Here is a 21,877-nt window from a genome sequence, read left to right as displayed (position 1 = left end):
GCTTAAGCGACGATAGCTGCTTCCAGCACGTTGACCAGCGATTCCACGCCTGCTGCATCGACATCGTCGAAACGGCTGGTCAATGGGCTGTCCAGGTCGAACACGCCGATGATTTCACCATTGGAAAACACGGGTACTACCAGTTCCGAGCGCGAATTGACGTCGCAGGCGATGTGGCCTGGAAACGCGTGCACGTCTTGCACCACGATGGATTTGCCTTCCACCACGGTCGTGCCACACACGCCGCGGCCTTTCTTGATGCGGATGCAAGCTGGCTTACCCTGGAATGGTCCCAGAACCAGCTCATCGCCTTTCAGGAAATAAAAACCGGCCCAGTTCAAGCCTGGCATGGTGTTGAATACCAGCGAGCTGAAGTTGGCGGTATTGGCGATGAAATCGCTTTCGCCGGCGAGCAAGCCTTGCAGCTGCGAACGCAAATCTGCATACATGGCTTCTTTGGCGGCGGGAGTGTCGGTGCCGTAAGCGGCGTCGCTGATGGTAAACGTCATGGTGTTGGCCAAGTGGAAATAGGAAGGCAGTATGGTAGCGCGTCTGGCGTCGCTCTGCACGCTAGAGATGCTGCGGCGCCAGTTGACGCAGCAGTGGCATAGCAGGGTGGCTGCTGTCGGTAGACCAGGCCAGGCCCAGCTTGGTTGCCAATTCGTCTCCCTGCACCAGTTGCCGGTACACCAGACCATCCAGGCGCAAGGCGCGGAAAGAATCGGGCAGCAGCGCCATGCCCTTGCCGGCAGCCACTTCACTGAGCAAGACATGGTGGTCCAGCGGCTCGCGTATGAAAGCGGGCGCAAAACCATGGCGCTGGAACACTTGCTGGCAGTGATCAAAAAACGCAGGCTGGCGCGAGCGTTCAAACCAGTACACAGGTTCGTGGACGATGTCGGCCAGCGCCACCTTGCGCTTGCGCGCCAAAACATGGCCAGCCGGCATGGCCAGCATCATGGGATCGCTGGCCAGCGGCAACACGGTCAATTCAAATGTGGCGCTGGGCAGGGCGATCAGGGCTGCATCAAGCTGGCCCTTGCGCACGCTGGCAATCAGGCGCGGCGACGGCGCGGCCGTCAATTCCAGGCTGATTGCTTGCAATGATGGGCTCAAGGCAGCCAGCAGGGGCCGGAACAAGCCCGCTTCGACCGAACTGGTCAAGCCCAGGCGCAAGCGCACGGGGGCCGTGTCGCGCTGCAACGATTGTTCAGCCTGCTCCAGTAATTGCAAAATATGCAGTGCCTGTGGCAATAAAGTGCGTCCCGCCTCGGTCAAGGCCACGCCTTGCGTGTCGCGTTCGAACAATCGCGTGCCCAGCCGGTCTTCCAGGGCCTTGATGGCGCGCGACAGCGGCGGCTGCGTCATGTGCAGTTGCTCCGCCGCCTGGCGGAAGTTCAGGCAGCGGGCGACGGCGCAGAACAGGGTTAGTGCATGGGTATCCAGTGTCCTCATACCGGAAAGGTATCACGAAAACAGTCATTCCGTGCAGGGACGGTGCTGCCTACACTGCGGCTTTTACCTGTTACGGAGCATCATATGCAACAACGCATTATCGGTAATAGCGGTCTGCGCAGTTCGGCGCTGGGCCTGGGCTGCATGGGCATGTCCGAGTTTTACGGCGCCACCGACGAGGCGCAATCGCTCGCGACTTTGGAAGCGGCGCTGGACGCCGGCGTGACCCTGTTCGACACTGCCGACGCCTATGGCTTCGGACATAACGAACAATTGCTGGGGCGCTTCTTGCGCGGCCGGCGCCAGCAAGCGCTGGTCGCCACCAAGTGCGGCCTGGCGCGCGAGCCGGGCGCCTATGCGCGCCGTATCGACAATTCCCCCGCGTATATTCGCCAGGCATGCGAGGCATCGTTGGTGCGCCTTGGTGTGGAAACCATCGACCTGTATTATTTGCACCGCCTGAACCTGGAGACGCCGCTGGAAGAATCGATGGGGGCATTGGCGCAACTGGTGCAGGAAGGCAAAATTCGCGCCGTTGGCCTGTGCGAAGTCAGCGCCACCACCTTGCTGCGCGCCGCCACCATCCACCCGGTGGCGGCCGTGCAAAGCGAGTATTCGCTGTGGTCGCGCGAGCCGGAACAGGGCGTGCTGGACGCCTGCCGCCAGGTGGGCGCCAGTTTTGTGGCTTACAGTCCGCTGGGGCGCGGTTTCCTGACGGGCGCCATCGGCGCCACGGCCAGTCTCGATGAGGGCGATTTCCGCCAGATGAATCCCCGCTTTGCGCCTGACAACCTGCAATACAACCTGGCCATCGTCGAGATGCTGCGGCAACTGGCCATCAGCAAGCATTGCACGCCGGCGCAGCTGGCGCTAGCCTGGCTGCTGGCGCAAGGCGAGAATATCATCGCCATCCCTGGCACCAAGCGCATTGCCTACCTGCAAGATAACCTGGGCGCCCTGCAAGTGACGCTCAGCACAGCCGAGCTGGCGCTGATCGGTGCCGCCTTTCCGCCAGGCATCGCGGCGGGTGCGCGCTATACGGACGAGGGCATGAAGGGCGTGGATGTCTGAAAAAGTAACTGCCTCCGTACGCTAGCGTACAAAACTAAAGGTATGTTTCTGCTAGCATCGAAGCTCGCCCGGCGTGCTGCCGGAAGCAGATCTGGGAGTGTGCTTTCAATTGCAAGACGATGATGTTTTCGATATAGAGCTGAAACTGTTGCTGGAGGGAATCTTGCTGCGTTATCAGCATGATTTCCGCGATTATTCGGTGGCGTCGCTGCGCCGGCGCATGCGCCAGGCGATGGAACGCTTTGGCTGCGCCACGGTGTCGCAATTGCAGGACCGCATCTTGCACGAACCGGCCGTGTTCGCGCAGATGCTGCAGTTTTTTACGGTACAGGTCAGTGAAATGTTCCGCGATCCCGCCTATTTCCGCATGCTGCGCGAAAAGGTGGTGCCGGTGCTGCATACCTATCCTTCGATCAAGCTGTGGGTGGCCGGTTGCAGCAGCGGCGAAGAAGTCTGGTCGCTGGCGATTTTGCTGGAAGAAGAGGGCTTGCTGGAGCGCAGCATGATTTACGCGACCGATATTAATGTCGAAGCGCTTGCCGCTGCCGAGGCCGGTATTTACGCCATCGACCGCATCGCCCAGTTCAGCGAGAATTACCGGCAAGCGGGCGGCAAGCGTTCCTTGTCGGACTATTACACCGCTGCCTACAAGGGCGCCATTTTCGACCGGCGTTTGCGGCGTCAGTTTGTGTTTGCCGACCACAGCCTGGCAACGGATAGCGTCTTTTCCGAGGTGCATATGGTTTCCTGCCGCAATGTCATGATTTACTTTAACAAGGACTTGCAAGACCGCGCGCTGGGCTTGTTCCATGAAGCGCTGGTCAACCGGGGCTTCCTGGGCCTGGGCATGAAGGAAAGCCTGCATTTCAGCCGCCATGCGGCCAGCTTCCGCGAACTGGCGCCCGCTGAAAAAATCTTTCAGCGGGCATGATGCTATGCCCGCCACCTTACCTTCCACCACGATCGCCGCGCCCCCCAGGGGTTTGCGCCTGATCGCCATCGGCGCTTCGGCTGGCGGTGTCGAAGCGTTGGGTGTCTTGCTGCGTGCTTTGCCAGCCAGTTGCCGGGCGGCCGTGGTAGTGGTGCTGCATCTGGCGCCTGGCCGCTCCAGCCGCTTGCCGCAACTGTATGCGGAACATTGTCTGTTGCCCTTGCAGGAGGCGCAGGACAAGGAAGAAGTGCTTGGCGGCACCGTGTATTTTGCAGGTCCCGATTATCATTTGCAGATTGAGCCTGAATTGCACTTTTCGCTGTCGCTCGATGAGGCGGTGAATTTTTCGCGCCCGTCCATTGATGTGCTGCTCGAATCAGCCGCCTACGCCTATCACCACGACATGCTGGCCATTATCCTCACGGGCGCGTCGGCCGATGGGGCGGCGGGCCTGGTGCGCGTGCGCAATCTGGGCGGCAGTGCCTGGGTGCAAGATCCTGCCGATGCGGTGGCCAGCAGCATGCCTGCCGCCGCCTTGCAGCGGGCCGGCGCCGACCGCGTGCTGGACTTGCGGCAGATGGCTGCCAGCCTGGCCCTGCTCGGTGACTGACGGCTGCGGCCGCACGGCTGTCCGGATGGCAAAAGCCCAGTACGTGTAAGATATCCGTGCAACAGTGATATAAAGTTAAAATTTTTATAGTTAACCTAACATGGACGATCGCAGCCCGAGCCGGGCAACCTCTGCGATACCGAAGACTGAGCCGTGACCGCACCTATCCATATCCTCGTCGTTGATGACGTTGCGCAAAACCTGATCGCTGCTGAAGCCGTGCTCGCGCAGCCAGGCATTGTTATCCTGAAAGCTGCCTCCGGCGCCGAGGCCCTGGAAATGTTGCTGACCCACGACGTCGCGCTGGCGCTGATCGACGTGCAAATGCCGCAAATGGATGGTTTTGAACTGGCCGAGTTGATACGTGGCAGCGAGCGCACGCGCACCATTCCCCTGATTTTCCTCACAGCCACGCGCGAACCGTCCTACAGTTTCCGTGGTTATGAAGCGGGCGCTGTTGATTTCCTGTTCAAGCCGATCGACGTCAAGGCGCTGCAAAGCAAGGTGCAGGTACTGGTCCAGCTGTACCAGCAGAAACGGGCGTTGTCTGCCCAGCTCGACGAACTCAAGCATGCCTTGCACCTCAATGAATTGTTCACGGCCGTGCTGGGACACGACCTGCGCACGCCCTTGTCGGTGGTGATGAATGGCGCCATGGTGTTGCCGATGATGAGCGACCATCCCAAGGTGATCGTCACGGCGCAGCGCATCGAGAGCAGCGCCAGGCGCATGGGACGCATGGTCGACCAGTTGTTGGACCTGGCCAGGATACGCTCGGGCACGATGGAGTTGCGCAGCGCTACCCACGATTACCTGGCGCTGGCGCAAGCCATCGTCGATGAATTCGATACGCCTGGCCGCAGCGCACCGGTGGAAATTAGCAGTGTGGGCGAGTTGCACGGCCAGTGCGATGCGGGCTTGCTGTCGCAAATCATCTCCAATTTGCTCAGCAATGCCATCACGCATGGCGAAGCTTATGCACCAGTGCAATTGTTACTCGATGGCCGCAGCGCCGACATGGTCGAACTGCGCGTCAGCAACCGTGGTGCGATCGCGCAGGAACTGCTGCCCACCCTGTTTGAACCATTCCAGCAGGGAGGCGAAAAACGCAAGGCAGGCCAAGGCCTGGGACTGGGCTTGTACACCGTCAATATGTTCGTCAAGGCGCATGGCGGTACCTTGCAGGTGAGTTCAACGCAAACCCAGGGCACGGTATTTACCGTGCGCATACCGCGTCATTGCCAGGTGTGCGTGCAGACGGGTTCGTCTGCAGGGGTGGGCACATCAGCATGAGCCACAATATGAGCAAGCTGGGGCAGTCTGGCGCGGCTGATTATCTGCCGCGCGGGGGCGGTGCCACCGGTGAGTTGCTGCGCCAGTTCGACTGGTCGCGCACCAGCCTGGGACCGCTGGCTGGCTGGCCCCTCAATTTGCGCACCAGCGTCGATATCGTGCTCAACTCGCCGATGGCGATGGTACTGATGTGGGGCCCTGAGCATGTGATGATTTATAACGACGAGTACGTCAAGATCGCCGGCGCGCGCCATCCGGCTGCGCTGGGTGGCACGGTGCCCGCTGTCTGGCCCGAGATCTGGGACTGGAATGCGCGCATTCTGGAAGCGGGCTTGCGCGGCGAGACGCAGGTGCACCACGAATGCCTGCTGCCGCTGTTGCGCAACGGCGTGCCCACCGATGTCTGTTTCGACTTGTTTTATACACCTGTGCATGGCGACGCTGGCCAGGTCGATGGCGTGCTGTGCACGGCGCTGGAATTGACGGCGCGGCTGGAAGAGGGGCGGCAATTGAAGCTGGCCAACCGTCAGCTGGGCGAAGAGCGCGCCTTGCTGCGCGCCTTGTTCGAGCAGGCGCCCAGCTTCATGGCCGTGCTGCGCGGGCCGCAACATGTGTTTGAACTGGCCAACGAGCATTATCTGCGCCTGGTGGGACGGCGCGAGCTGATCGGCAAATCCGTCGAACAGGCCTTGCCTGAAGTCAAGCAGCAGGGTTTTATCGACTTGCTCGATCAGGTTTACCGCAGCGGCGTACCCTACCAGGGGCGCCAGGTCAAGGTGGATTTGCAACTGGAACAGGGTTGTACGGTGCAGCGCCATATCGACTTTGTCTACCAGCCCATCAAGGATGAATCGGGCGTAGTGGGCGGCATCCTGGTCGAAGGCATCGACGTCACCGAGCGCGTGGAGGGCGATGAGCGGCTGCGCCTGGCGCAACAGGCAGGCGGCATCGGCACCTTTGAATGGTTCCCTGAAACGGGCCGTATGGAAGTATCCGCTACCTTCCGCCATCTGTGGGGCATCGCCGATGGACAGGAGATCACGCAGCAATTCCTGGTCGGCATGGTCGATGCGCGTGACCATGAAAAGATCGGTCCCAGCCGCATTGAGCTGGCATCCAATCCGCTCGATTACGTGGAGTACCGCATCCACCGCCGCAGCGATGGGGCCGTGCGCTGGATTGCGCGCCAGGGTGAAGTGCTTGACGGCAAGGAGCCTGGCCAGCACCGCTACGTGGGCGTCTCGTTTGATGTCACCGAGCGGCGCCAGATCGAGGAAGAACTGACTGCCAGCCAGGACCGCATGGCGGCGATATTCGGCCAGGCTTCGGTGGGCTTGTCGGAACTGGGCCTCGATGGCCGCTTCCAGAAGGTCAACGGCGCCCTGTGCCGTATGCTGGGCCGCTCGTGCGAAGAGCTGCTGAGCCTGAATATGCGCGACATCCTGCATCCTGACGATCTTGCAGGTAATAATCTGTTGTTCCAGCGCCTGGTGGAAACGGGGGAATCGTTCACCCTGGAAAAACGCTATTTAAAACCCGATGGCTCGCATGTCTGGGTGTCGAGCAATGTCAGCCGTCTGGTCGATGAAGAGGGCCAGCCACGCGCCTTGATCTCTGTCAAGACCGATATCACGGAGCGGCGGCGCATCGAAAAAGCGCTGCACGAATTGAACGAAACGCTGGAACATCGGGTCGAACAGGAGGTGCAAGAGCGGACCAAGGCGGAAGAAGCCTTGCGCCAGGCGCAAAAGATGGAAGCCGTGGGCCAGTTGACGGGCGGTATCGCGCATGACTTCAATAATGTGCTGCAGATTATTTCGGGCAATCTGCATTTGCTGCAACACCTGTCGCCCCAGGATGGCGTGATGCGCCAGCGTCTGGACACAGCGATTGCTGCCGTCGAGCGGGGCGCGAAGCTGTCGTCGCACTTGCTGGCCTTTGCCCGCCGTCAACCGCTCAAGCCCGTGGTGCTGGACTTGTCGCGCGTGGTGCGCAATATGGATGCGCTGCTGCGGCGCGCCCTGGGTGAGGCAATAGAGATCGTGCTGGTGGGTGGTGGCGGCTTGTGGAATACCCTGGTCGACCGCAGCCAGATTGAAAACGTGATCCTCAACCTGGCCATCAATGCACGCGACGCCATGGATGGCACGGGCAAGCTGACCATCGAGCTGGGCAATGTAGTGCTCGATGAGCGTTATGTACACAAGCTGGTCGATGTGCCGGCAGGACAATATGTGATGCTGTCCGTCACCGATACGGGGCGCGGCATGAGCGGCCCCGTGTTGCAGCGCGCGTTTGAACCATTCTTTACGACCAAGCCGGAAGGAGCGGGCACGGGGCTGGGCCTGTCGATGGCCTATGGTTTTGTGACGCAGAGCCGTGGCCATATCCGCATCTACAGTGAGCCGGGGCTGGGTACGGGCGTGAAAATTTATTTGCCCCGCTCGCTGATGGCAGAAGCCGAAGAAGAGCAGGAATGGAGCGGCGTGGTGACGGGGGGCACGGAAACGGTGCTGGTGGTGGAAGACGACGTGGGCGTGCGCGCTACTGTGGTCGACATGCTCAGTGCGCTCGGTTATACCGTACTTAAGGCCGAGGATGGCGAGAGCGCGCTGGCCGTGCTGCAAAGTGGCGTACCGATCGACTTGCTGTTCACCGATGTGATCATGCCGGGGCCTGTGCGCAGTACGGAGATGGCGCGCCTGGCGCGCGAGTTGCAGCCCGATATCGCCGTCTTGTTTACTTCCGGTTACGCGCAGGATGTCATCGTGCATGAAGGGCGGCTCGACACGGGGGTGGAGCTGCTCAGCAAACCGTACCGGCGTGAAGAGCTGGCCCGCAAGCTGCGCCATGTACTGGCCAACCGCCAGCAGCATTTGCGCGCGCGTCAATTTGCGCTGGCAGGCACGCCGGGGCTGGACTTGACGGGCCATGCGCTGGCAACCCCGGGCGAAATGCCTAAATCCCTGAAAATCCTGGTGGTGGAAGACAATCTCGATTCGCAGCTGATGGTGTGCGAACTGGTGGGCATGCTGGGCCACACGGTGAGCGGCGTTTCCGATGGCGAGTCCGCATGGCAATTGCTCAATGAGCAAGATTTCGATATCCTGTTTACCGATGTCAGCCTGCCCGGTATGTCGGGTATTGCGCTGGCACGCATGGTGCTGCGCGACAAGCCCAACACGCGCATCATTTTTTCCACCGGTTATGGCAAGGAATCGATGGATGAACTGGGCTTTTCTGCCAGCGTATTGCGCAAACCGTATGACCTGGCTGAATTACAGGCCGCACTCGACCAATCCTGACGGGCGTGCTTATTTCATGGCTGTCTGTCAGATTTTTCATTTGAAATATCATTGAGAGGCAAACATGACACCCGAACTGACGATACTCGGCTGGACCCTGGTACTGGCGCTGGTGCAAATCATGCTGCCGTCTTTATTCCGTACGCGGGAAACGGGCACGGCCTACAACGTGAGCGCGCGCGATGGCGCCGGGCCACCGGTGGGCAAGATCACGGGACGGCTGCAACGGGCCCAGGCCAACCTGTTTGAAACCCTGCCCCTGTTTGCCGCCGCGGTCCTGATCATCCACGTCACGGCGCAGGAAAGCACGCTGACCCTGTATGGCGCCGCGCTCTACCTGGCGGCGCGCGTCATCTACGTGCCGCTGTATGCGTTCGGCATCCCGGTGGTGCGCACCCTGGTCTGGCTGGTTTCGGTGGCTGGTCTATTGATGCTGCTGTGGGCCATCCTCGTGCGCTAGTACGCTGATCTGTGCGCTGGCGGACAGAGAAGCCGCCAGCCTCCCTCTACACTCGTCCCATCACAGTCATGTGCGGGAGGGGCGGCAGATGGACGACCTGGTAGTGGTGCGCAAGGAAGGCTTGTATTGTCCGCCCGGGCAGTTTTATATCGATCCCTGGCGTCCCGTCGAGCGCGCCGTCATCACGCACGCGCATGCCGACCACGCCCGCGTGGGCCACCGCCATTACCTGAGCGCGGCCGCTGGTCTGCCTGTGCTGCAGGCGCGCCTGGGGCCCGTGAATATCCAGGGACTGGTCTATGGCGAGCGGCTTACTCACCACGGCGTGACGATTTCCCTGCATCCGGCCGGCCATGTGCTGGGCTCGGCGCAAGTGCGTATCGAATACCAGGGGCAGGTATGGGTGGCGTCGGGCGACTACAAGCTGGAAGCCGATCCTACCTGCGCACCGTTTGAAGCCGTGCGTTGCGATACCTTCATTACCGAATCTACGTTTGGCTTGCCCATCTACCGCTGGCAGGCGCAGCAGGAAATTGTCGACGATATCAACGCCTGGTGGCGGACGAATGCGCAAGCCGGGCGCTGCAGCGTGATGCTGTGCTACGCCTTCGGCAAGGCACAGCGCATCTTGAGCGGCCTCGATAGCAGTATCGGTCCCATCGTCTGCCACGGCGCGGTGCAAGCCTTGAACACGGTGTACCGCGATTGCGGCGTGGCCCTGCCGCCTACCGTGATGGTGAGTGAAGTAGATAAAGCCGCTTTGCGGAACGCCATCGTCATCGCACCGCCATCGGCGGCCGGTTCGCCGTGGATGCGGCGTTTCGGCGACTACAGCGATGCATTTGCCAGCGGCTGGATGCTGCTGCGCGGCGCGCGCCGGCGGCGTGGCGTGGACCGCGGTTTTGTGTTGTCCGACCACGCCGACTGGCCCGCCTTGATGCAGGCGATTACTGCCACCGGCGCGCAGCGCGTGATCGTCACGCATGGTTCCACCGCCGTGATGGTGCGCTGGCTGCGCCAACAAGGCTTACAGGCTGGCGGTTTCGAGACGGAATATGGCGACGAAGAAACCGAGCCCGCCGCAGACGCAGAGGCCGCGGAGCAAGGGGGCAACGATGCGTGACTTTGCCCGTCTGTACGCCGAGCTCGACGAAACCACGTCCACCAGCCGCAAGCTGGCTGCCTTGCAAGCGTATTTTCGGCAAGTCTCACCCGAAAATGCAGCCTGGGCCGTGTATTTCCTGGCCGGCGGCAAGCCGCGCCAGGCCGTGCCCACCAAGCTGCTGCGCCAGTACGCGACCGAGTTTGCCGGCCTCGACGACTGGCTATTCGATGAGTGCTATCACGCGGTGGGCGACCTGGCGGAAACTATCGCCCTGATCTTGCCTGCACCTACCGGGCGCAGCGATGTGGGCCTGGCCGAGTGGGTAGAGCAGCGCATCGCCCCCTTGCGTGGTGCTGCGCCAGAGACCATCCGCACGGCGCTGCATGCTTACTGGAATGAATTGGAAACGCGTGAACGTTTTTTGCTGACCAAGTTGATCGGCGGCGGCTTTCGCGTGGGCGTATCCAAATTGCTGGTGACGCGGGCGCTGGCCGCCATCGCCGCGGTCGACAGCAAGCTGATCGCCCAGCGCTTGATGGGCTGGACCGATGGCAGGGTCAGCCCCACGGCGGCCGGTTTTTTGCAATTGATCGGCGAACCGCATGCGGGCGAGCATGCCTTGCGCGGCGGCCAGCCGTATCCGTTTTTCCTTGCCCATCCGCTACAGGCCGATCCCGCCACCTTGGGCGAACCGGCCGACTGGTTGGTCGAGTGGAAATATGACGGCATGCGGGCGCAGCTGCTGCGTCGCGATGGGCAAAGCTGGCTATGGTCGCGCGGCGAAGACTTGATGACGGAGCGCTTTCCTGAACTGGCGCGCTTGCCCTTGCCGGAAGGCACGGTTATCGATGGCGAAATCCTCGTCTGGCAGGCGGGGAAAGTCCCTGCACCCTTTGCCGACCTGCAAAAACGCATGGGCCGCAAGACCGTCTCTGCCAGGTTGATGGCCGACTTGCCGGTGGTGCTGGTCGCCTACGATCTGCTGGAATACGATGGTATCGATATCCGCCACCTGCCGCAGCATGAACGGCGCACTTTGCTGGAACAATTGATCGCCACAGTGGCTGCGCCCACCCTGCGTTTGTCGCCGCGTATCGAAGCGAACAGCTGGCAAGCGCTGGCGGCCATCCGCACAGAATCGCGTGTCCGTGGCGTGGAGGGTTTGATGCTCAAGCAGCTCTCTAGCGCATATGGCGTGGGCCGCACCAAGGATGGTGGTACCTGGTGGAAATGGAAGATAGACCCGCATACCATCGACGCCGTGCTGATCTATGCGCAGGCAGGCCATGGCCGGCGCGCTTCGCTGTACACCGATTACACGTTTGGCGTGTGGGATGACGACCCGGAAGTGGAGGGCGGGCGTAAACTGGTGCCGTTTGCCAAGGCGTATTCGGGTTTGACCGATGCCGAGATCGCCCAGGTCGATGCGGTGATCCGCAAGACCACGATAGAAAAGTTCGGCCCCGTGCGCAGCGTGCGGCCCAGCATGGTATTCGAGATCGGCTTCGAGGGTATTGCTGCTTCCAGCCGCCACAAGGCGGGCATTGCCGTGCGTTTTCCCCGCATCCTGCGTTGGCGCGAAGACAAGACCATCGCGGACGCCGATACCCTGGCCACCCTGAAAGGCATGCTGGCATGAGCACGAACGCGCTGCTCCAGCGTATCGATCAGTGGTTTATTGACCGCGGCTGGACGGTATTCCCCTTCCAGCGCACGGTCTGGCGCGCAGCCCGTCAAGGCCAATCGGGTTTGCTGCATGCCAGCACAGGATCTGGTAAAACGTACGCCGTCTGGTTTGGCGCACTGTTATATGCGGGGCGGCAGCAACGCAGCAGCCGCAAGCAGGGCTTGCGCGTATTGTGGATCACGCCCATGCGCGCCCTGGCCGCCGATACCGTACGCGCCTTGCAAGCGTCGGGTGCTGACCTGGTGCCGGACTGGCGCATCGAGGCGCGCACGGGCGACACCAGCGCTGCGCAGCGGGCGCGGCAATCGAAAGCCTGGCCCGAAGTGCTGGTCACCACGCCGGAAAGCCTGTCGCTGATGCTGAGCCAGCTTGATGCGCAGCAAAGGTTCAGCTTGCTTGAAACCGTCATCGTCGATGAATGGCATGAATTGATGGGCAACAAGCGCGGCGTGCAAGTGCAGCTGGCGCTGGCCCGTTTGCGTTTGTGGCAAGGGAGTTTGATGGTGTGGGGCTTGTCGGCCACCTTGGGCAATTTGCGGCAGGCGCAAGATGTGCTGCTGGGTACTGATACGGATGGCGTACTGGTCGAAGGCAAGGTGAAGAAGCGCATCGTCATCGATAGCCTGATTCCCGAGCACCCCACGCGCTTTCCCTGGGGCGGCCACCTGGGTATCCAGATGCTGCAGCCGCTCATTGCCGAGATCGATTCCAGCGCTACTTCCCTGGTATTTACCAACACGCGCTCGCAGGCAGAATTGTGGTACCAGCACTTGCTCGATGCGCGCCCCGACTGGGCCGGCTTGATCGCCCTGCACCATGGTTCGCTGGACCGGGCAGTGCGCGAGTGGGTCGAGCAGGGGTTGAAGGAAGGGCGGCTGAAAGCGGTGGTGTGCACCTCCAGCCTGGACCTGGGTGTCGATTTCCTGCCGGTCGAACGGGTATTGCAGATCGGTAGCGCGAAGGGGATTGCGCGGCTGGTGCAGCGGGCCGGGCGCAGCGGCCACGCGCCGGGGCGCATTTCACGCGTGACGCTGGTGCCCACCAATAGTCTGGAATTGCTGGAGGCGGCCGGTGCGCGCCAGGCGCTGGCCCACGGTCAACTTGAAGCGCGGCCCGTGCCCGACAAGCCGCTTGATGTGCTGGTGCAACATCTGGTGACGATCGCTCTGGGGGGCGGTTTTATCTCGCCCGAGCTGTACGCAGAAGTGCGTACGGCCTGGTCATACCGCCAGCTGACACCAGAGGAGTGGCAGTGGGCGCTAGACTTCGTGGCGCGCGGTGGGCAAAGCTTGTCTGTGTATCCGGAATACCGGCGCGTGCTGCCTGACGAGCAAGGCATTTACCGCGTGCCCGATGCGGCCCTGGCGCGGCGCCACCGTATGAGCATAGGCACCATCGTGTCGGAAGCGTCCATCCAGGTAAAGTTCATGAGTGGCGGCAGGATAGGCAGCATTGAGGAATCATTTATTTCGCGGCTGCGCCAGGGCGACCATTTCCTGTTTGGCGGGCGCATCCTGGAATTCGTGCGCGTGCATGAAATGACCGCCTATGTGCGGCGCGCTACTGGCAGCCGGGGCGCCGTGCCGCGCTGGCAGGGCGGCAAGATGCCGCTATCGTCCGAACTGGCGCACGCTGTGCTGGACCAGCTGCAGCTGGCCGTCGATGGCAAGGCGCAGGGGCCGGAAATGTTGGCGCTGGCGCCCTTGCTGGCAATACAGCAGCGCTGGTCGGCCTTGCCCACACGTACCACTTTATTGATTGAAACCTTGTCCAGCCGCGAAGGCAGGCATGTCTTCATCTATCCGTTTGCGGGCCGCTCCGTGCATCTGGGCCTGGCGTCCCTGCTGGCCTATCGCATCGCTCGCACGCAGCCGGCCACCTTTTCGATTGCCGTCAACGATTACGGTTTTGAGCTGCTGGGTTCGCAGGAGCTGGACCTGGCTCCATTGTTTCGCGGCGAGCGCGGGGTGGAGGTGGGCCTGTTTGCCACGGAACATTTGCTGGAAGACGTGCTGGCCAGCCTGAACGCCACGGAATTGTCGCAGCGGCGCTTTCGTGAAATTGCCCGTATCGCCGGCCTGGTGTTCCAGGGTTATCCGGGCCAGCCGAAAAGCGCGCGCCAGTTGCAGGCGTCGTCTTCGCTCTTTTTTGAAGTGTTCCGCAAGCATGATGCAAGCAATCTACTGCTGACGCAGGCGCAGCGGGAAGTGCTGGAGCAGGAGCTGGAATTGACGCGCTTGCGTGTCACCTTGCAGCAGATGCAAGCTTGCAGTCTGGCCTTGCATAGCTTGCCGCGTGCTTCGCCATTTGCCTTTGGCTTGATGGTAGAGCGTTTCCGCGAAAAGCTGACCACGGAAAAATTGTCGGACAGGGTGGCCCGCCTGGTGCGCGAGCTGGAAAAGGCGGCTGCATGATGGGTGCATCTTGTCGCGTCATTCTTGCCGGAGAAAGCATGCTCTTGCTGGCGGGCAGGGCGCTATATTGGCCGGCGCAGCAGATGCTGGTAGTGGCCGATATTCACTTCGGCAAGGCCGTATCGTTTCGCGCGCTGGGCGTGCCCGTGCCGCGCGGCACCACCACGCAAAACCTGCAGGCGCTCGATGCGCTGTTGGCGCAAGTTGCTTGCCGGCAGATTGTATTTCTTGGCGATTTTCTGCATGCCAGGGCGGCCCATGCGCCAGCCACGGTGGCGGCCATGCTTGCCTGGCGCCGCCGCCATCCGCAATTGTTGCTGACCTTGGTGCGCGGCAATCACGACCTGCATGCGGGTGACCCGTCGAGCCTGCTGGCAGTGACGCTGGTCGACGAACCATATCGATTGGGGCCGTTTGCGTTTTGCCATCATCCGGACACGGCCAGCGAGGCTTATGTATTTGCTGGCCACGTCCATCCTGTCTATCACTTGCGCTCCGGCCACGACGGCTTGCGCCTGCCGTGTTTTCTGCAGGGACCATCGAGATTGATCCTGCCTGCATTTGGCGCCTTCACGGGCGGCTACGCGGTGCGCCCCGCATTGGACGAGGCCGTGTATGTGGTAGCGGACGGGGCCATTTTCCCTTTGCCATGATCGCGGGAGATGTCCTACATTTTCTCATGTCACCGTCCTATTTGTAATGCACCATGCCGGCACTAAGATGAGGTTTCCCTTGCCATGCGGGGCTGTCAACTTTGCATGGGCACATTATTTTATTTCAGCGCGTTCATTACCAGGAGACCATCATGGCTACATCGAGCGACAATAAACAAGGTAGTAAAGCGGGCGGCAAGGCGGGCGAGAGCGGAGGCAGCAAGCAAAGCGATACCAGCAAACGGGGCTTTGCGTCCATGGACCCTGCCCAGCAGCGTGAAATCGCCAGCGAAGGTGGACGTGCCGCGCATGAAAAAGGCACGGCCCATGAATTCACGTCGGAAGAAGCGCGCCGGGCTGGCAGCCAAAGCCATAAAAACGATGGCAACCGGCAAAGTGCCGGTACCTCGTCGGGCACGCGCGACAATGCGTCCACGCGTCCCGACACCACCAGCGACACGGCGGGCGGAGCCAGCAAGCAAAGCGGCGGTTCTGGCTCAGGTTCGGGCTCGGGCAGCGGTTCCGGTTCACGCGGCGGCAGCTGAAGCCTGAGCTTGCGTTAGGGGCGGCGGCGATGCGGTCTGGCCAGGCATCGCCCTACCTCTCGCGATGCATATGGACTATGCTGAAAAGGCTGCGATAGTGCAGCAAACCACCATGGAGATTGACATGGCTAAATCACACAACAGGGCCAAGCCAGAGAGCAGCCCAGACATTGGCAGTCCGGGCAATATGTCCGGTACCATGACGGGTGCTACAGGCAACAAGCAAAGCGACCCGGCGGCGGGGCAAAACTTTGTGCTGGTCGATAGCGAGCAAGGACTCGATATCGGCGACGACCAGTTTGCCATCGGCGAAGTACGCCGCGCTGACCGCTTGCCGCACCGCCAGGGTGGCGCTGGCGGACAAAACCAGCAAAGCGCCTCGGATACTTCCTGTGCGCCCGATACCACCGGCAGCACCGGTGTCTGACGGACTTGACAGGTGAAACACTGGCGCAGTGCGCCAGTGTTTTTTCTTTAAAGATCCACTCTCCCATGCTCACCCAAGTCTTTGGGCCGGTCGCCCGTAATGGCAGCCTTGGCCATTTCAAAGAATTGCGTCATCTTGCTGCTGTTCACGTCCCAGTATTCGGCTGATTGCAAGCTCACCTTGATCAGAGCCAGTTGCGGATCGTCCAGGCCACCGGGGAACCAGGCCTTGACCAGCGGACTCCATAATTCTTCTGCCTTGCTCCGGTCTTTTACCAGCTCTGCATGACCGCAGACCGAGACATACAGGCTGTCGCCCGGTTCGGCAAAGCTGATATTAACCTGCGGATTGTTCAGCAAATCGCGCACGAACGGCGTCTGCTCGGATACGAAAAACCACATCCGGCCTTCGCTATCGGTTTGCTGCAAGGTGAGCGGGCGGCTGGTCAGGGTGCGCGTATCGTCGCTGGTGGTAAACATGCCAAATTTGACTTGTTTGATCTTGCCCGCGATGATGTTCAATTGTTCGCTGTTATAGCTCATGGCATGCTCCAGTTGGTGGATGGCGAAGCTCCAGCATAGGGGGCGGCGAGCCCTGGCACCGTTCGGCAGCGTACCTTGGCGTACGATCCATGTTTCAATCTTGTTACAAAACGGCCGCCCGGCCAGGCTCCGGTTTGGTTGACTTCATAAATGATAATCATTATCATCTTTATGCTGGTTTGTTCTTGGGAAAGTAGCAAGCCTGGCCAAGAATACTATTGTGAGGAATGTCAATGAAGCAATCAGACCGCTGCGCGGGAGCGTGCCATGCATGATGCGGCCACCGCCGACAAGGCCAGGCAAAATGCCAGCCGCGCCGTCTGGCTCAAGCAACTGCATCAATGGCACTGGATCAGTTCAGCACTATGTTTGCTGGCGATGTTTTTGTTCGCTGTTACCGGCATTACCCTGAATCACGCTACGCAGATTGAAGCGAAGCCAACCGTCACACGCCAGAAAGCCACCGTGCCCGCGCCCGTGGTGGCCCAGCTGGCTGCCTTTGCCCACCAGCACGATGGCGCCAATGCGCCGCTGCCCGGCATCGCCGAGCGCTGGCTTACCCAGCAGTGGTCCATCAATGCGGGCGGGCGCCTGGCCGAATGGTCGATGGACGACGTGTATTTGCCGCTGCCCAGGGCCGGCGGCGACGCTTGGGTGCGCATAGCCCTGGAGGATGGCGCGGCCGAATATGAAGTGACGGACCGGGGCTGGATTTCCTGGCTCAACGATGTGCACAAGGGCCGTAACACAGGCGTGGCCTGGAACTGGTTCATCGATATCTTTGCCGGCCTGTGCATCGTATTTTGCCTCACAGGCTTGTTGATTCTAAAGTTCCATGCAGTCAAACGTCCCCTGACCTGGCCGATGGTAGGACTCGGCATTTTGATACCGTGTGGTATCGCCTTGCTGTTCATCCACTGATGTTTTTATTTTCCACTTTTTTACAGGCATACCATGAAATTACGCTACTCCCTTGCGCTTGGACTTCCCCTGATCGGTACTTCGGCCATGGCGGCCGACCTGTCCCTCAAGCTTGAAATCCCGCAACTGAACGTGGCGGAATATCATCGTCCCTACGTGGCTGCCTGGCTGGAAACGCCGGACCAGAAAGTGGTGGGCAACCTGGCCGTACTGTACGACGTGAAAAAGAAAGACAAGGCCGGTGAAAAGTGGCTCAAGGATATGCGCCAATGGTGGCGCAAGAGCGGCCGCGACCTGGCCATGCCGGTCGATGGCGTCAGCGGCGCCACGCGCGCGCCTGGCGAACACAATCTGACTTTCCCGGGTTCGAAAGCCGTGTTCGACAAGTTGCCGGCCGGCGAATATCAACTGGTGGTGGAAGCGGCGCGTGAAGCGGGCGGCCGCGAACTGGTGCGCGTGCCGTTCCAGTGGCCGCCGAAGAGCGCCGAGTCGGTCCCTGCCAAAGGCAAGGAAGAACTCGGTAACGTCGTCGTCCAACTCAAACCATAAGGCGCGCCCATCATGTTCAATACGAAAGTACGCAAGTCATTGATGGTGCTGGCCCTGGCCGGCTTATCCCTGAGCGCCCACGCCCATCGCGGCTGGATGGTGCCATCGAGCACCATGGTGGAAAGCAAGGATGCCTGGGTCACGGTGGATGCGGCCGTATCCGATGGCTTGTTTGAGATCGATCACCAGCCGCTGCGTCTGGACTTGCTGCAAATCACGGGGCCGGATGGCGCCACGGTAGCGCCCGCCAATGTGTTGACGGGACGGCTGCGTAGTGTATTCGACGTCAAGCTGGAAAAGCCGGGCACGTATAAAGCGGCCATCGTGTCGCAAACCGTGATGGCCAGCTATAAGGTGAATGGCGAGCAAAAGCGTTTCCGCGGCAACGAAGAAACCTTTAAAAAAGACGTGCCGGCCGATGCGCAAGAATTGAAAGTCACGCGCACGGCGGGCCGTCTGGAAACTTTCTTCAGCAATGGCGAGACCAGCACGGTCGTGTTCAAGCCGACCGGCGCCGGTCTGGAATTTGTGCCCGTCACGCATCCGAACGACTTGCGCGCGGGCGAAAAAGCCACCTGGCGTTTCCTGGTCGATGGCAAGCCAGCCGCCAACCTGGCGTTCAGCCTGGTGCCCGGTGGCGTACGCTACCGTGGCGTGCTGGGGGAAATCCGCCAGACGACCGATGCCAAGGGCGAGATCACTTTCACCGTGCCGGCCGCCGGCATGTATTACCTGAGCAGCAGCTGGCCAGCTGCCGCACCGTCCGTACCCGGCCAGCCACCGGCCATGCCTGAGCGCCGCATGACCTACGCTGCCAGCGTGGAAGTGTTGCCGCAGTAATTGTGACGAGAGCTGCCATGCGCCGGGTGCTGCTGCCTCTGCATATTTCTGACGAGGCCGCGCCGCCCGGCGCCGTCGCTCGCCGTTTTAGCGGCCTCAGCATGGGCACCAGCTGGACGGTGCACCTGCTCGACAACGCCACGCCGGGGCGTGCCGTTGGTGTTGATTTACAGCAAGGCTTGCAGCAGCAGCTGGACCTGGTGGTGGCGCAGATGAGCCACTGGAGCGACGACTCCGACCTGGGCCGCTTTAACCGGGCCGAACCGGGTAGCTGGCATAGCTTGCCTGCCGCGTTTTGCGAGGTGCTGGGTTTTGCCATGCACGTGGCGCACGCTTCCAGCGGCGCTTACGATCCCTGCGCCGGCGCCCTGGTCAACCTGTGGGGCTTCGGCCCCCGCCAGCGTTATGACCAGCCCGGCTTTCAATCGCCAACACCCGAGACAGTAGCCTTTTTGTTGTCGCAGCAAGGCCGCCGCCGTCTGGAACTGGACTTGCCGGCCCGCCGCGTACGCCAGCCTGGCGGTCTGTTGCTGGACTTGTCGGCCATCGCCAAGGGGTATGGCGTGGACCGCCTGGCGCGCTACCTCGATAGCCAGGGCATCCGCCATTATCTGGTGGAAGTGGGCGGCGAGTTGCGCGGTGCTGGCAGCAAGCCCGATGGCCAGCCGTGGTGGGTGATGCTGGAGCAAGTCGATGGCATGACTGAGATTGCATCCCATCCGCAGGAAATGCTGCTGGCGCTGCATGGCTTGTCGGTCGCCACGTCGGGCGATTACCGGCGTTTCTTTCAGGATGAGGATGATGGCGCGCGCTTTTCGCACACTATCGATCCCCGCAACGGCATGCCGATCAGCAACCAACTCGCTTCCGTCACCGTAGTACACGCCGAATGCATGGCGGCCGACGCCTGGTCGACGGCCTTGACTGTGCTGGGGCCGGAAGCCGGTTTGGCACTGGCCGAGGAGCAAGGCTTGGCTGCGCGTTTCCTGCAGCGCGACGGAGATGGCTTGCGTGAAACATTGAGCAGCCAGATGCTGGCCATGCTGGACGAATAAAACTGAACCCCATGATTTTTACGCACGATACGACGCGGCTGGCCTTGCTGGCTGGCCTGTCCCTCAGTTATGCCGGTGTCTGCCTGGCACCCTGGTTGCGCGCGCGCAAGCGTCGCCGCGCAGACAAAGCGGCCAAGGAAACGCTTGCCGATACGCCGGCCTGGCTGGTGGTCTACGCCAGCCAGACCGGCAATGCCGAAGAGCTGGCCACGCAGACGGCCCATCGTTTGCAGCTGGCCGGTGTTCCAGTACGACTGTGCGCCCTGGCCGATGTCACTGCCGATGATTTGCAGCAGGCCGAGCGGGCATTGTTTCTGGTCAGCACTTATGGCGAGGGCGACGCCCCCGATAATGCCGCCGCCTTCATCGGCAGCTTGATGACGGGGGACTTGGCGCTGCCTCAGTTGCACTATGGCCTGCTGGCCTTGGGCGACAGCAGTTACAGCCAGTATTGCGGCTTTGGCCGCGCGCTCGATGCCTGGCTGGCCGGGCAGGGCGCCTCGCCCTTGTTCGAACGCATCGAAGTGGACCTCAGCGCAGGCGCCGCCATCGAACACTGGTTCCAGCATCTGAGTCATCTGGCTGGCACCAGCGATGCGCCGGACTGGAGCGCGCCCGCCTTTGAGGACTGGTTTTTATTGGCGCGGCGTTTGTTAAATCCAGGCAGCGCCGGCGGCGCCGTGTATCACGTGGAACTGGCGCCTGCCAAGGGCAGCTTGCCCGAGTGGCAGTCTGGCGATCTGGTGCAGGTGGCTGCCCCGGCCGACCCGGCGCAGCCGCGCGAGTATTCGATCGCCTCGATTCCGCATGACGGCAGCGTGCATTTGCTGGTACGCCAGCATGCTCACTCCGATGGCAGCCTGGGGCTGGCGTCTGGGTGGCTGACGGCGCAAGCGCAGCCAGGTGATACGGTGCAACTGCGCTTGCGTCCGCATCGGCGTTTCCGCCTGGAAGATAATGCGGCGCGGCCATTGATCTTGATCGGCAATGGCAGTGGCATCGCCGGCTTGCGCGGCCACTTGAAAAGCCGGGTGCTGGCCGGCCAGCGCCGCAATTGGCTGATCTTTGGCGAACGCAATGCCGAGCACGATTTTCATTACCGCGAAGAGTTGCAGCACTGGCATGCCAGCGGCGACTTGCCGCGCCTGGACCTGGTGTTTTCGCGCGACCAGCCCGAGCGCCTGTATGTGCAGGACCGCTTGCGCAGCCATGCCGATGAAGTGACATTGTGGCTGGAGCAGGGCGCGGCCATCTATATTTGCGGCAGCCTGGCCGGCATGGCGGGCGGCGTCGACCTGGCCCTGCAAGACATACTGGGCAGGCCCGCGCTCGATGCGCTGGCGGCGCAAGGACGCTACCGGAGGGATGTCTATTAGGCAATCTATTGCGATATTGCGCGCTCGCCAGCACGTCCGCGCAGAGGCGGTTATGATGGTTGTTTCTTCCAAGGAGACATCATGAGTGTGAGCATTTACGACATTCCCCTGCACCGCATCAATGGCGAGGCCGCCACCTTGGGCGCGTACCGGGGCAAGGTGTTACTGGTGGTCAACGTGGCGTCGGCCTGTGGCTTGACGCCGCAGTACGAAGGCCTGGAAAAACTGTATGAAGACAAGCAGGCTGAAGGCCTGGTGGTCGCTGGTTTCCCTGCCAATGAATTTGGCGCGCAAGAGCCGGGCAGTAATGCCGAGATTGCGGACTTTTGCAGCAGCAAGTTCAGCGTGCAATTCCCCTTGTTTGAAAAGATCGTCGTCAAGGGCCCGGACCAGCATCCGCTGTACCAGCGCCTGATTGAACAGCAGCCGCAGGCGCAGGAAAAACCGGGCAGCGATTTCCGCGCCAAACTGGCCGGCTACGGCATCGTGCAGGAAAATCCGACTGACGTGCTGTGGAATTTCGAGAAGTTTTTGATCAGCAAGGATGGCCGCGTGGTAGGACGCTTTGCGCCCGATACCACGGCCGATGATGCGATTTTGCGCGAGGCCATCGAGCGCGAACTGCAAGCTTAAAAAGG

General features: G+C 61.4%; 21 protein-coding genes. 18 read left to right on the top strand and 3 right to left on the bottom strand.

Annotated elements, in window-relative coordinates:
- Window positions 1-2 precede the first annotated feature (2 nt).
- Together HDE75_RS05695 and HDE75_RS05690 are read right to left on the bottom strand one after the other, a co-directional pair.
- A complete protein-coding gene (locus HDE75_RS05695) occupies window positions 3-509 on the bottom strand; it encodes a GAF domain-containing protein (protein ID WP_311735072.1) in 507 nt (168 codons plus the stop codon).
- A gap of 61 nt (window positions 510-570) precedes the next feature.
- Window positions 571-1,455: a LysR family transcriptional regulator gene (locus tag HDE75_RS05690; protein WP_183675830.1), complete on the bottom strand. Its 885-nt coding sequence runs from the start codon at window positions 1,453-1,455 to the stop codon at window positions 571-573.
- An 84-nt stretch (window positions 1,456-1,539) separates the two neighbouring features.
- Here HDE75_RS05690 and HDE75_RS05685 point away from each other — a divergent pair, with 84 nt between their 5' ends.
- From HDE75_RS05685 to HDE75_RS05630, 12 genes are all read left to right on the top strand, one after another.
- On the top strand, window positions 1,540-2,526 hold the full coding sequence (locus HDE75_RS05685) for an aldo/keto reductase (RefSeq protein WP_183675831.1): 987 nt from the start codon (window positions 1,540-1,542) through the stop codon (window positions 2,524-2,526).
- A gap of 109 nt (window positions 2,527-2,635) precedes the next feature.
- The gene (locus HDE75_RS05680; protein WP_183675832.1) at window positions 2,636-3,457 is read left to right on the top strand and encodes a CheR family methyltransferase; all 822 of its coding nucleotides are present in this window, start codon (window positions 2,636-2,638) and stop codon (window positions 3,455-3,457) included.
- A gap of 4 nt (window positions 3,458-3,461) precedes the next feature.
- Complete coding sequence (locus HDE75_RS05675; protein ID WP_183675833.1) at window positions 3,462-4,067, top strand: chemotaxis protein CheB; 606 nt, start codon at window positions 3,462-3,464, stop codon at window positions 4,065-4,067.
- Window positions 4,068-4,220: 153 nt separating this feature from the next.
- Window positions 4,221-5,360, top strand: coding sequence for a hybrid sensor histidine kinase/response regulator (locus tag HDE75_RS26925; protein ID WP_183675834.1), 1,140 nt, complete (start codon window positions 4,221-4,223; stop codon window positions 5,358-5,360).
- The gene (locus tag HDE75_RS05665; RefSeq protein ID WP_260173703.1) at window positions 5,357-8,665 is read left to right on the top strand and encodes a hybrid sensor histidine kinase/response regulator; all 3,309 of its coding nucleotides are present in this window, start codon (window positions 5,357-5,359) and stop codon (window positions 8,663-8,665) included. The genes HDE75_RS26925 and HDE75_RS05665 overlap by 4 nt, the downstream gene beginning before the upstream one ends.
- A gap of 64 nt (window positions 8,666-8,729) precedes the next feature.
- The gene (locus tag HDE75_RS05660; protein ID WP_183675835.1) at window positions 8,730-9,125 is read left to right on the top strand and encodes an MAPEG family protein; all 396 of its coding nucleotides are present in this window, start codon (window positions 8,730-8,732) and stop codon (window positions 9,123-9,125) included.
- An 88-nt stretch (window positions 9,126-9,213) separates the two neighbouring features.
- Window positions 9,214-10,248, top strand: coding sequence for a ligase-associated DNA damage response exonuclease (locus tag HDE75_RS05655; protein WP_183675836.1), 1,035 nt, complete (start codon window positions 9,214-9,216; stop codon window positions 10,246-10,248).
- Entirely contained in the window at window positions 10,241-11,869 is a 1,629-nt protein-coding gene (locus HDE75_RS05650) for an ATP-dependent DNA ligase (protein ID WP_183675837.1), read from the top strand. The genes HDE75_RS05655 and HDE75_RS05650 overlap by 8 nt, the downstream gene beginning before the upstream one ends.
- Complete coding sequence (locus tag HDE75_RS05645) at window positions 11,866-14,331, top strand: ligase-associated DNA damage response DEXH box helicase (protein WP_183675838.1); 2,466 nt, start codon at window positions 11,866-11,868, stop codon at window positions 14,329-14,331. The genes HDE75_RS05650 and HDE75_RS05645 overlap by 4 nt, the downstream gene beginning before the upstream one ends.
- Window positions 14,328-14,984 carry a ligase-associated DNA damage response endonuclease PdeM gene (pdeM, locus tag HDE75_RS05640; RefSeq protein ID WP_183675839.1) on the top strand — a complete coding sequence of 219 codons (657 nt, stop codon included), beginning with the start codon at window positions 14,328-14,330 and terminating at the stop codon, window positions 14,982-14,984. The genes HDE75_RS05645 and pdeM overlap by 4 nt, the downstream gene beginning before the upstream one ends.
- Window positions 14,985-15,136: 152 nt before the next feature.
- Entirely contained in the window at window positions 15,137-15,529 is a 393-nt protein-coding gene (locus HDE75_RS05635; RefSeq protein ID WP_183675840.1) for a KGG domain-containing protein, read from the top strand.
- 124 nt (window positions 15,530-15,653) lie between these two features.
- Window positions 15,654-15,956, top strand: a complete 303-nt coding sequence (locus tag HDE75_RS05630; protein ID WP_183675841.1) for a hypothetical protein — start codon at window positions 15,654-15,656, stop codon at window positions 15,954-15,956.
- A 47-nt stretch (window positions 15,957-16,003) separates the two neighbouring features.
- Here the strand turns inward: HDE75_RS05630 and HDE75_RS05625 are convergent, their stop codons facing one another.
- Window positions 16,004-16,498: a pyridoxamine 5'-phosphate oxidase family protein gene (locus HDE75_RS05625; RefSeq protein ID WP_183675842.1), complete on the bottom strand. Its 495-nt coding sequence runs from the start codon at window positions 16,496-16,498 to the stop codon at window positions 16,004-16,006.
- Between the two features lie 267 nt (window positions 16,499-16,765).
- On the opposite strand from HDE75_RS05625, the gene HDE75_RS05620 reads away from it, so the two are divergent.
- The 6 genes from HDE75_RS05620 to HDE75_RS05595 all read left to right on the top strand — a co-directional run bounded on the left by HDE75_RS05620 (window position 16,766) and on the right by HDE75_RS05595 (window position 21,872).
- Entirely contained in the window at window positions 16,766-17,419 is a 654-nt protein-coding gene (locus tag HDE75_RS05620) for a PepSY-associated TM helix domain-containing protein (protein WP_183675843.1), read from the top strand.
- A gap of 33 nt (window positions 17,420-17,452) precedes the next feature.
- On the top strand, window positions 17,453-17,968 hold the full coding sequence (locus tag HDE75_RS05615) for a DUF2271 domain-containing protein (RefSeq protein WP_183675844.1): 516 nt from the start codon (window positions 17,453-17,455) through the stop codon (window positions 17,966-17,968).
- Window positions 17,969-17,980: 12 nt separating this feature from the next.
- On the top strand, window positions 17,981-18,808 hold the full coding sequence (locus tag HDE75_RS05610; RefSeq protein WP_183675845.1) for a DUF4198 domain-containing protein: 828 nt from the start codon (window positions 17,981-17,983) through the stop codon (window positions 18,806-18,808).
- Between the two features lie 17 nt (window positions 18,809-18,825).
- A complete protein-coding gene (locus tag HDE75_RS05605; protein WP_183676619.1) occupies window positions 18,826-19,863 on the top strand; it encodes an FAD:protein FMN transferase in 1,038 nt (345 codons plus the stop codon).
- A gap of 11 nt (window positions 19,864-19,874) precedes the next feature.
- Complete coding sequence (locus tag HDE75_RS05600) at window positions 19,875-21,239, top strand: sulfite reductase subunit alpha (protein WP_183675846.1); 1,365 nt, start codon at window positions 19,875-19,877, stop codon at window positions 21,237-21,239.
- Window positions 21,240-21,320: 81 nt separating this feature from the next.
- Window positions 21,321-21,872 carry a thioredoxin domain-containing protein gene (locus tag HDE75_RS05595; RefSeq protein WP_221291759.1) on the top strand — a complete coding sequence of 184 codons (552 nt, stop codon included), beginning with the start codon at window positions 21,321-21,323 and terminating at the stop codon, window positions 21,870-21,872.
- Window positions 21,873-21,877 lie beyond the last annotated feature (5 nt).

Source organism: Janthinobacterium silvisoli, from assembly GCF_014200725.1.
Classification (GTDB): Bacteria; Pseudomonadota; Gammaproteobacteria; order Burkholderiales; family Burkholderiaceae_D; genus Janthinobacterium.
This window is presented reverse-complemented; position numbering and strand designations above follow the sequence as displayed.

Bases quoted from the DNA above. Each gene is read 5' to 3' on its own strand.
- HDE75_RS05675 (WP_183675833.1), top strand. From the start codon at position 3,462: ATGCCCGCCACCTTACCTTCCACCACGATCGCCGCGCCCCCCAGGGGT.
- HDE75_RS05660 (WP_183675835.1), top strand. From the start codon at position 8,730: ATGACACCCGAACTGACGATACTCGGCTGGACCCTGGTACTGGCGCTG.
- HDE75_RS05650 (WP_183675837.1), top strand. From the start codon at position 10,241: ATGCGTGACTTTGCCCGTCTGTACGCCGAGCTCGACGAAACCACGTCC.
- HDE75_RS05665 (WP_260173703.1), top strand. From the start codon at position 5,357: ATGAGCCACAATATGAGCAAGCTGGGGCAGTCTGGCGCGGCTGATTAT.
- HDE75_RS05620 (WP_183675843.1), top strand. From the start codon at position 16,766: ATGCATGATGCGGCCACCGCCGACAAGGCCAGGCAAAATGCCAGCCGC.
- HDE75_RS05605 (WP_183676619.1), top strand. From the start codon at position 18,826: ATGCGCCGGGTGCTGCTGCCTCTGCATATTTCTGACGAGGCCGCGCCG.
- HDE75_RS05645 (WP_183675838.1), top strand. From the start codon at position 11,866: ATGAGCACGAACGCGCTGCTCCAGCGTATCGATCAGTGGTTTATTGAC.
- HDE75_RS05600 (WP_183675846.1), top strand. From the start codon at position 19,875: ATGATTTTTACGCACGATACGACGCGGCTGGCCTTGCTGGCTGGCCTG.
- HDE75_RS05610 (WP_183675845.1), top strand. From the start codon at position 17,981: ATGTTCAATACGAAAGTACGCAAGTCATTGATGGTGCTGGCCCTGGCC.
- HDE75_RS05625 (WP_183675842.1), bottom strand. From the start codon at position 16,498: ATGAGCTATAACAGCGAACAATTGAACATCATCGCGGGCAAGATCAAA.
- HDE75_RS05655 (WP_183675836.1), top strand. From the start codon at position 9,214: ATGGACGACCTGGTAGTGGTGCGCAAGGAAGGCTTGTATTGTCCGCCC.
- HDE75_RS05595 (WP_221291759.1), top strand. From the start codon at position 21,321: ATGAGTGTGAGCATTTACGACATTCCCCTGCACCGCATCAATGGCGAG.
- HDE75_RS05630 (WP_183675841.1), top strand. From the start codon at position 15,654: ATGGCTAAATCACACAACAGGGCCAAGCCAGAGAGCAGCCCAGACATT.
- pdeM (WP_183675839.1), top strand. From the start codon at position 14,328: ATGATGGGTGCATCTTGTCGCGTCATTCTTGCCGGAGAAAGCATGCTC.
- HDE75_RS05635 (WP_183675840.1), top strand. From the start codon at position 15,137: ATGGCTACATCGAGCGACAATAAACAAGGTAGTAAAGCGGGCGGCAAG.
- HDE75_RS05695 (WP_311735072.1), bottom strand. From the start codon at position 509: ATGACGTTTACCATCAGCGACGCCGCTTACGGCACCGACACTCCCGCC.
- HDE75_RS05690 (WP_183675830.1), bottom strand. From the start codon at position 1,455: ATGAGGACACTGGATACCCATGCACTAACCCTGTTCTGCGCCGTCGCC.
- HDE75_RS05615 (WP_183675844.1), top strand. From the start codon at position 17,453: ATGAAATTACGCTACTCCCTTGCGCTTGGACTTCCCCTGATCGGTACT.
- HDE75_RS05685 (WP_183675831.1), top strand. From the start codon at position 1,540: ATGCAACAACGCATTATCGGTAATAGCGGTCTGCGCAGTTCGGCGCTG.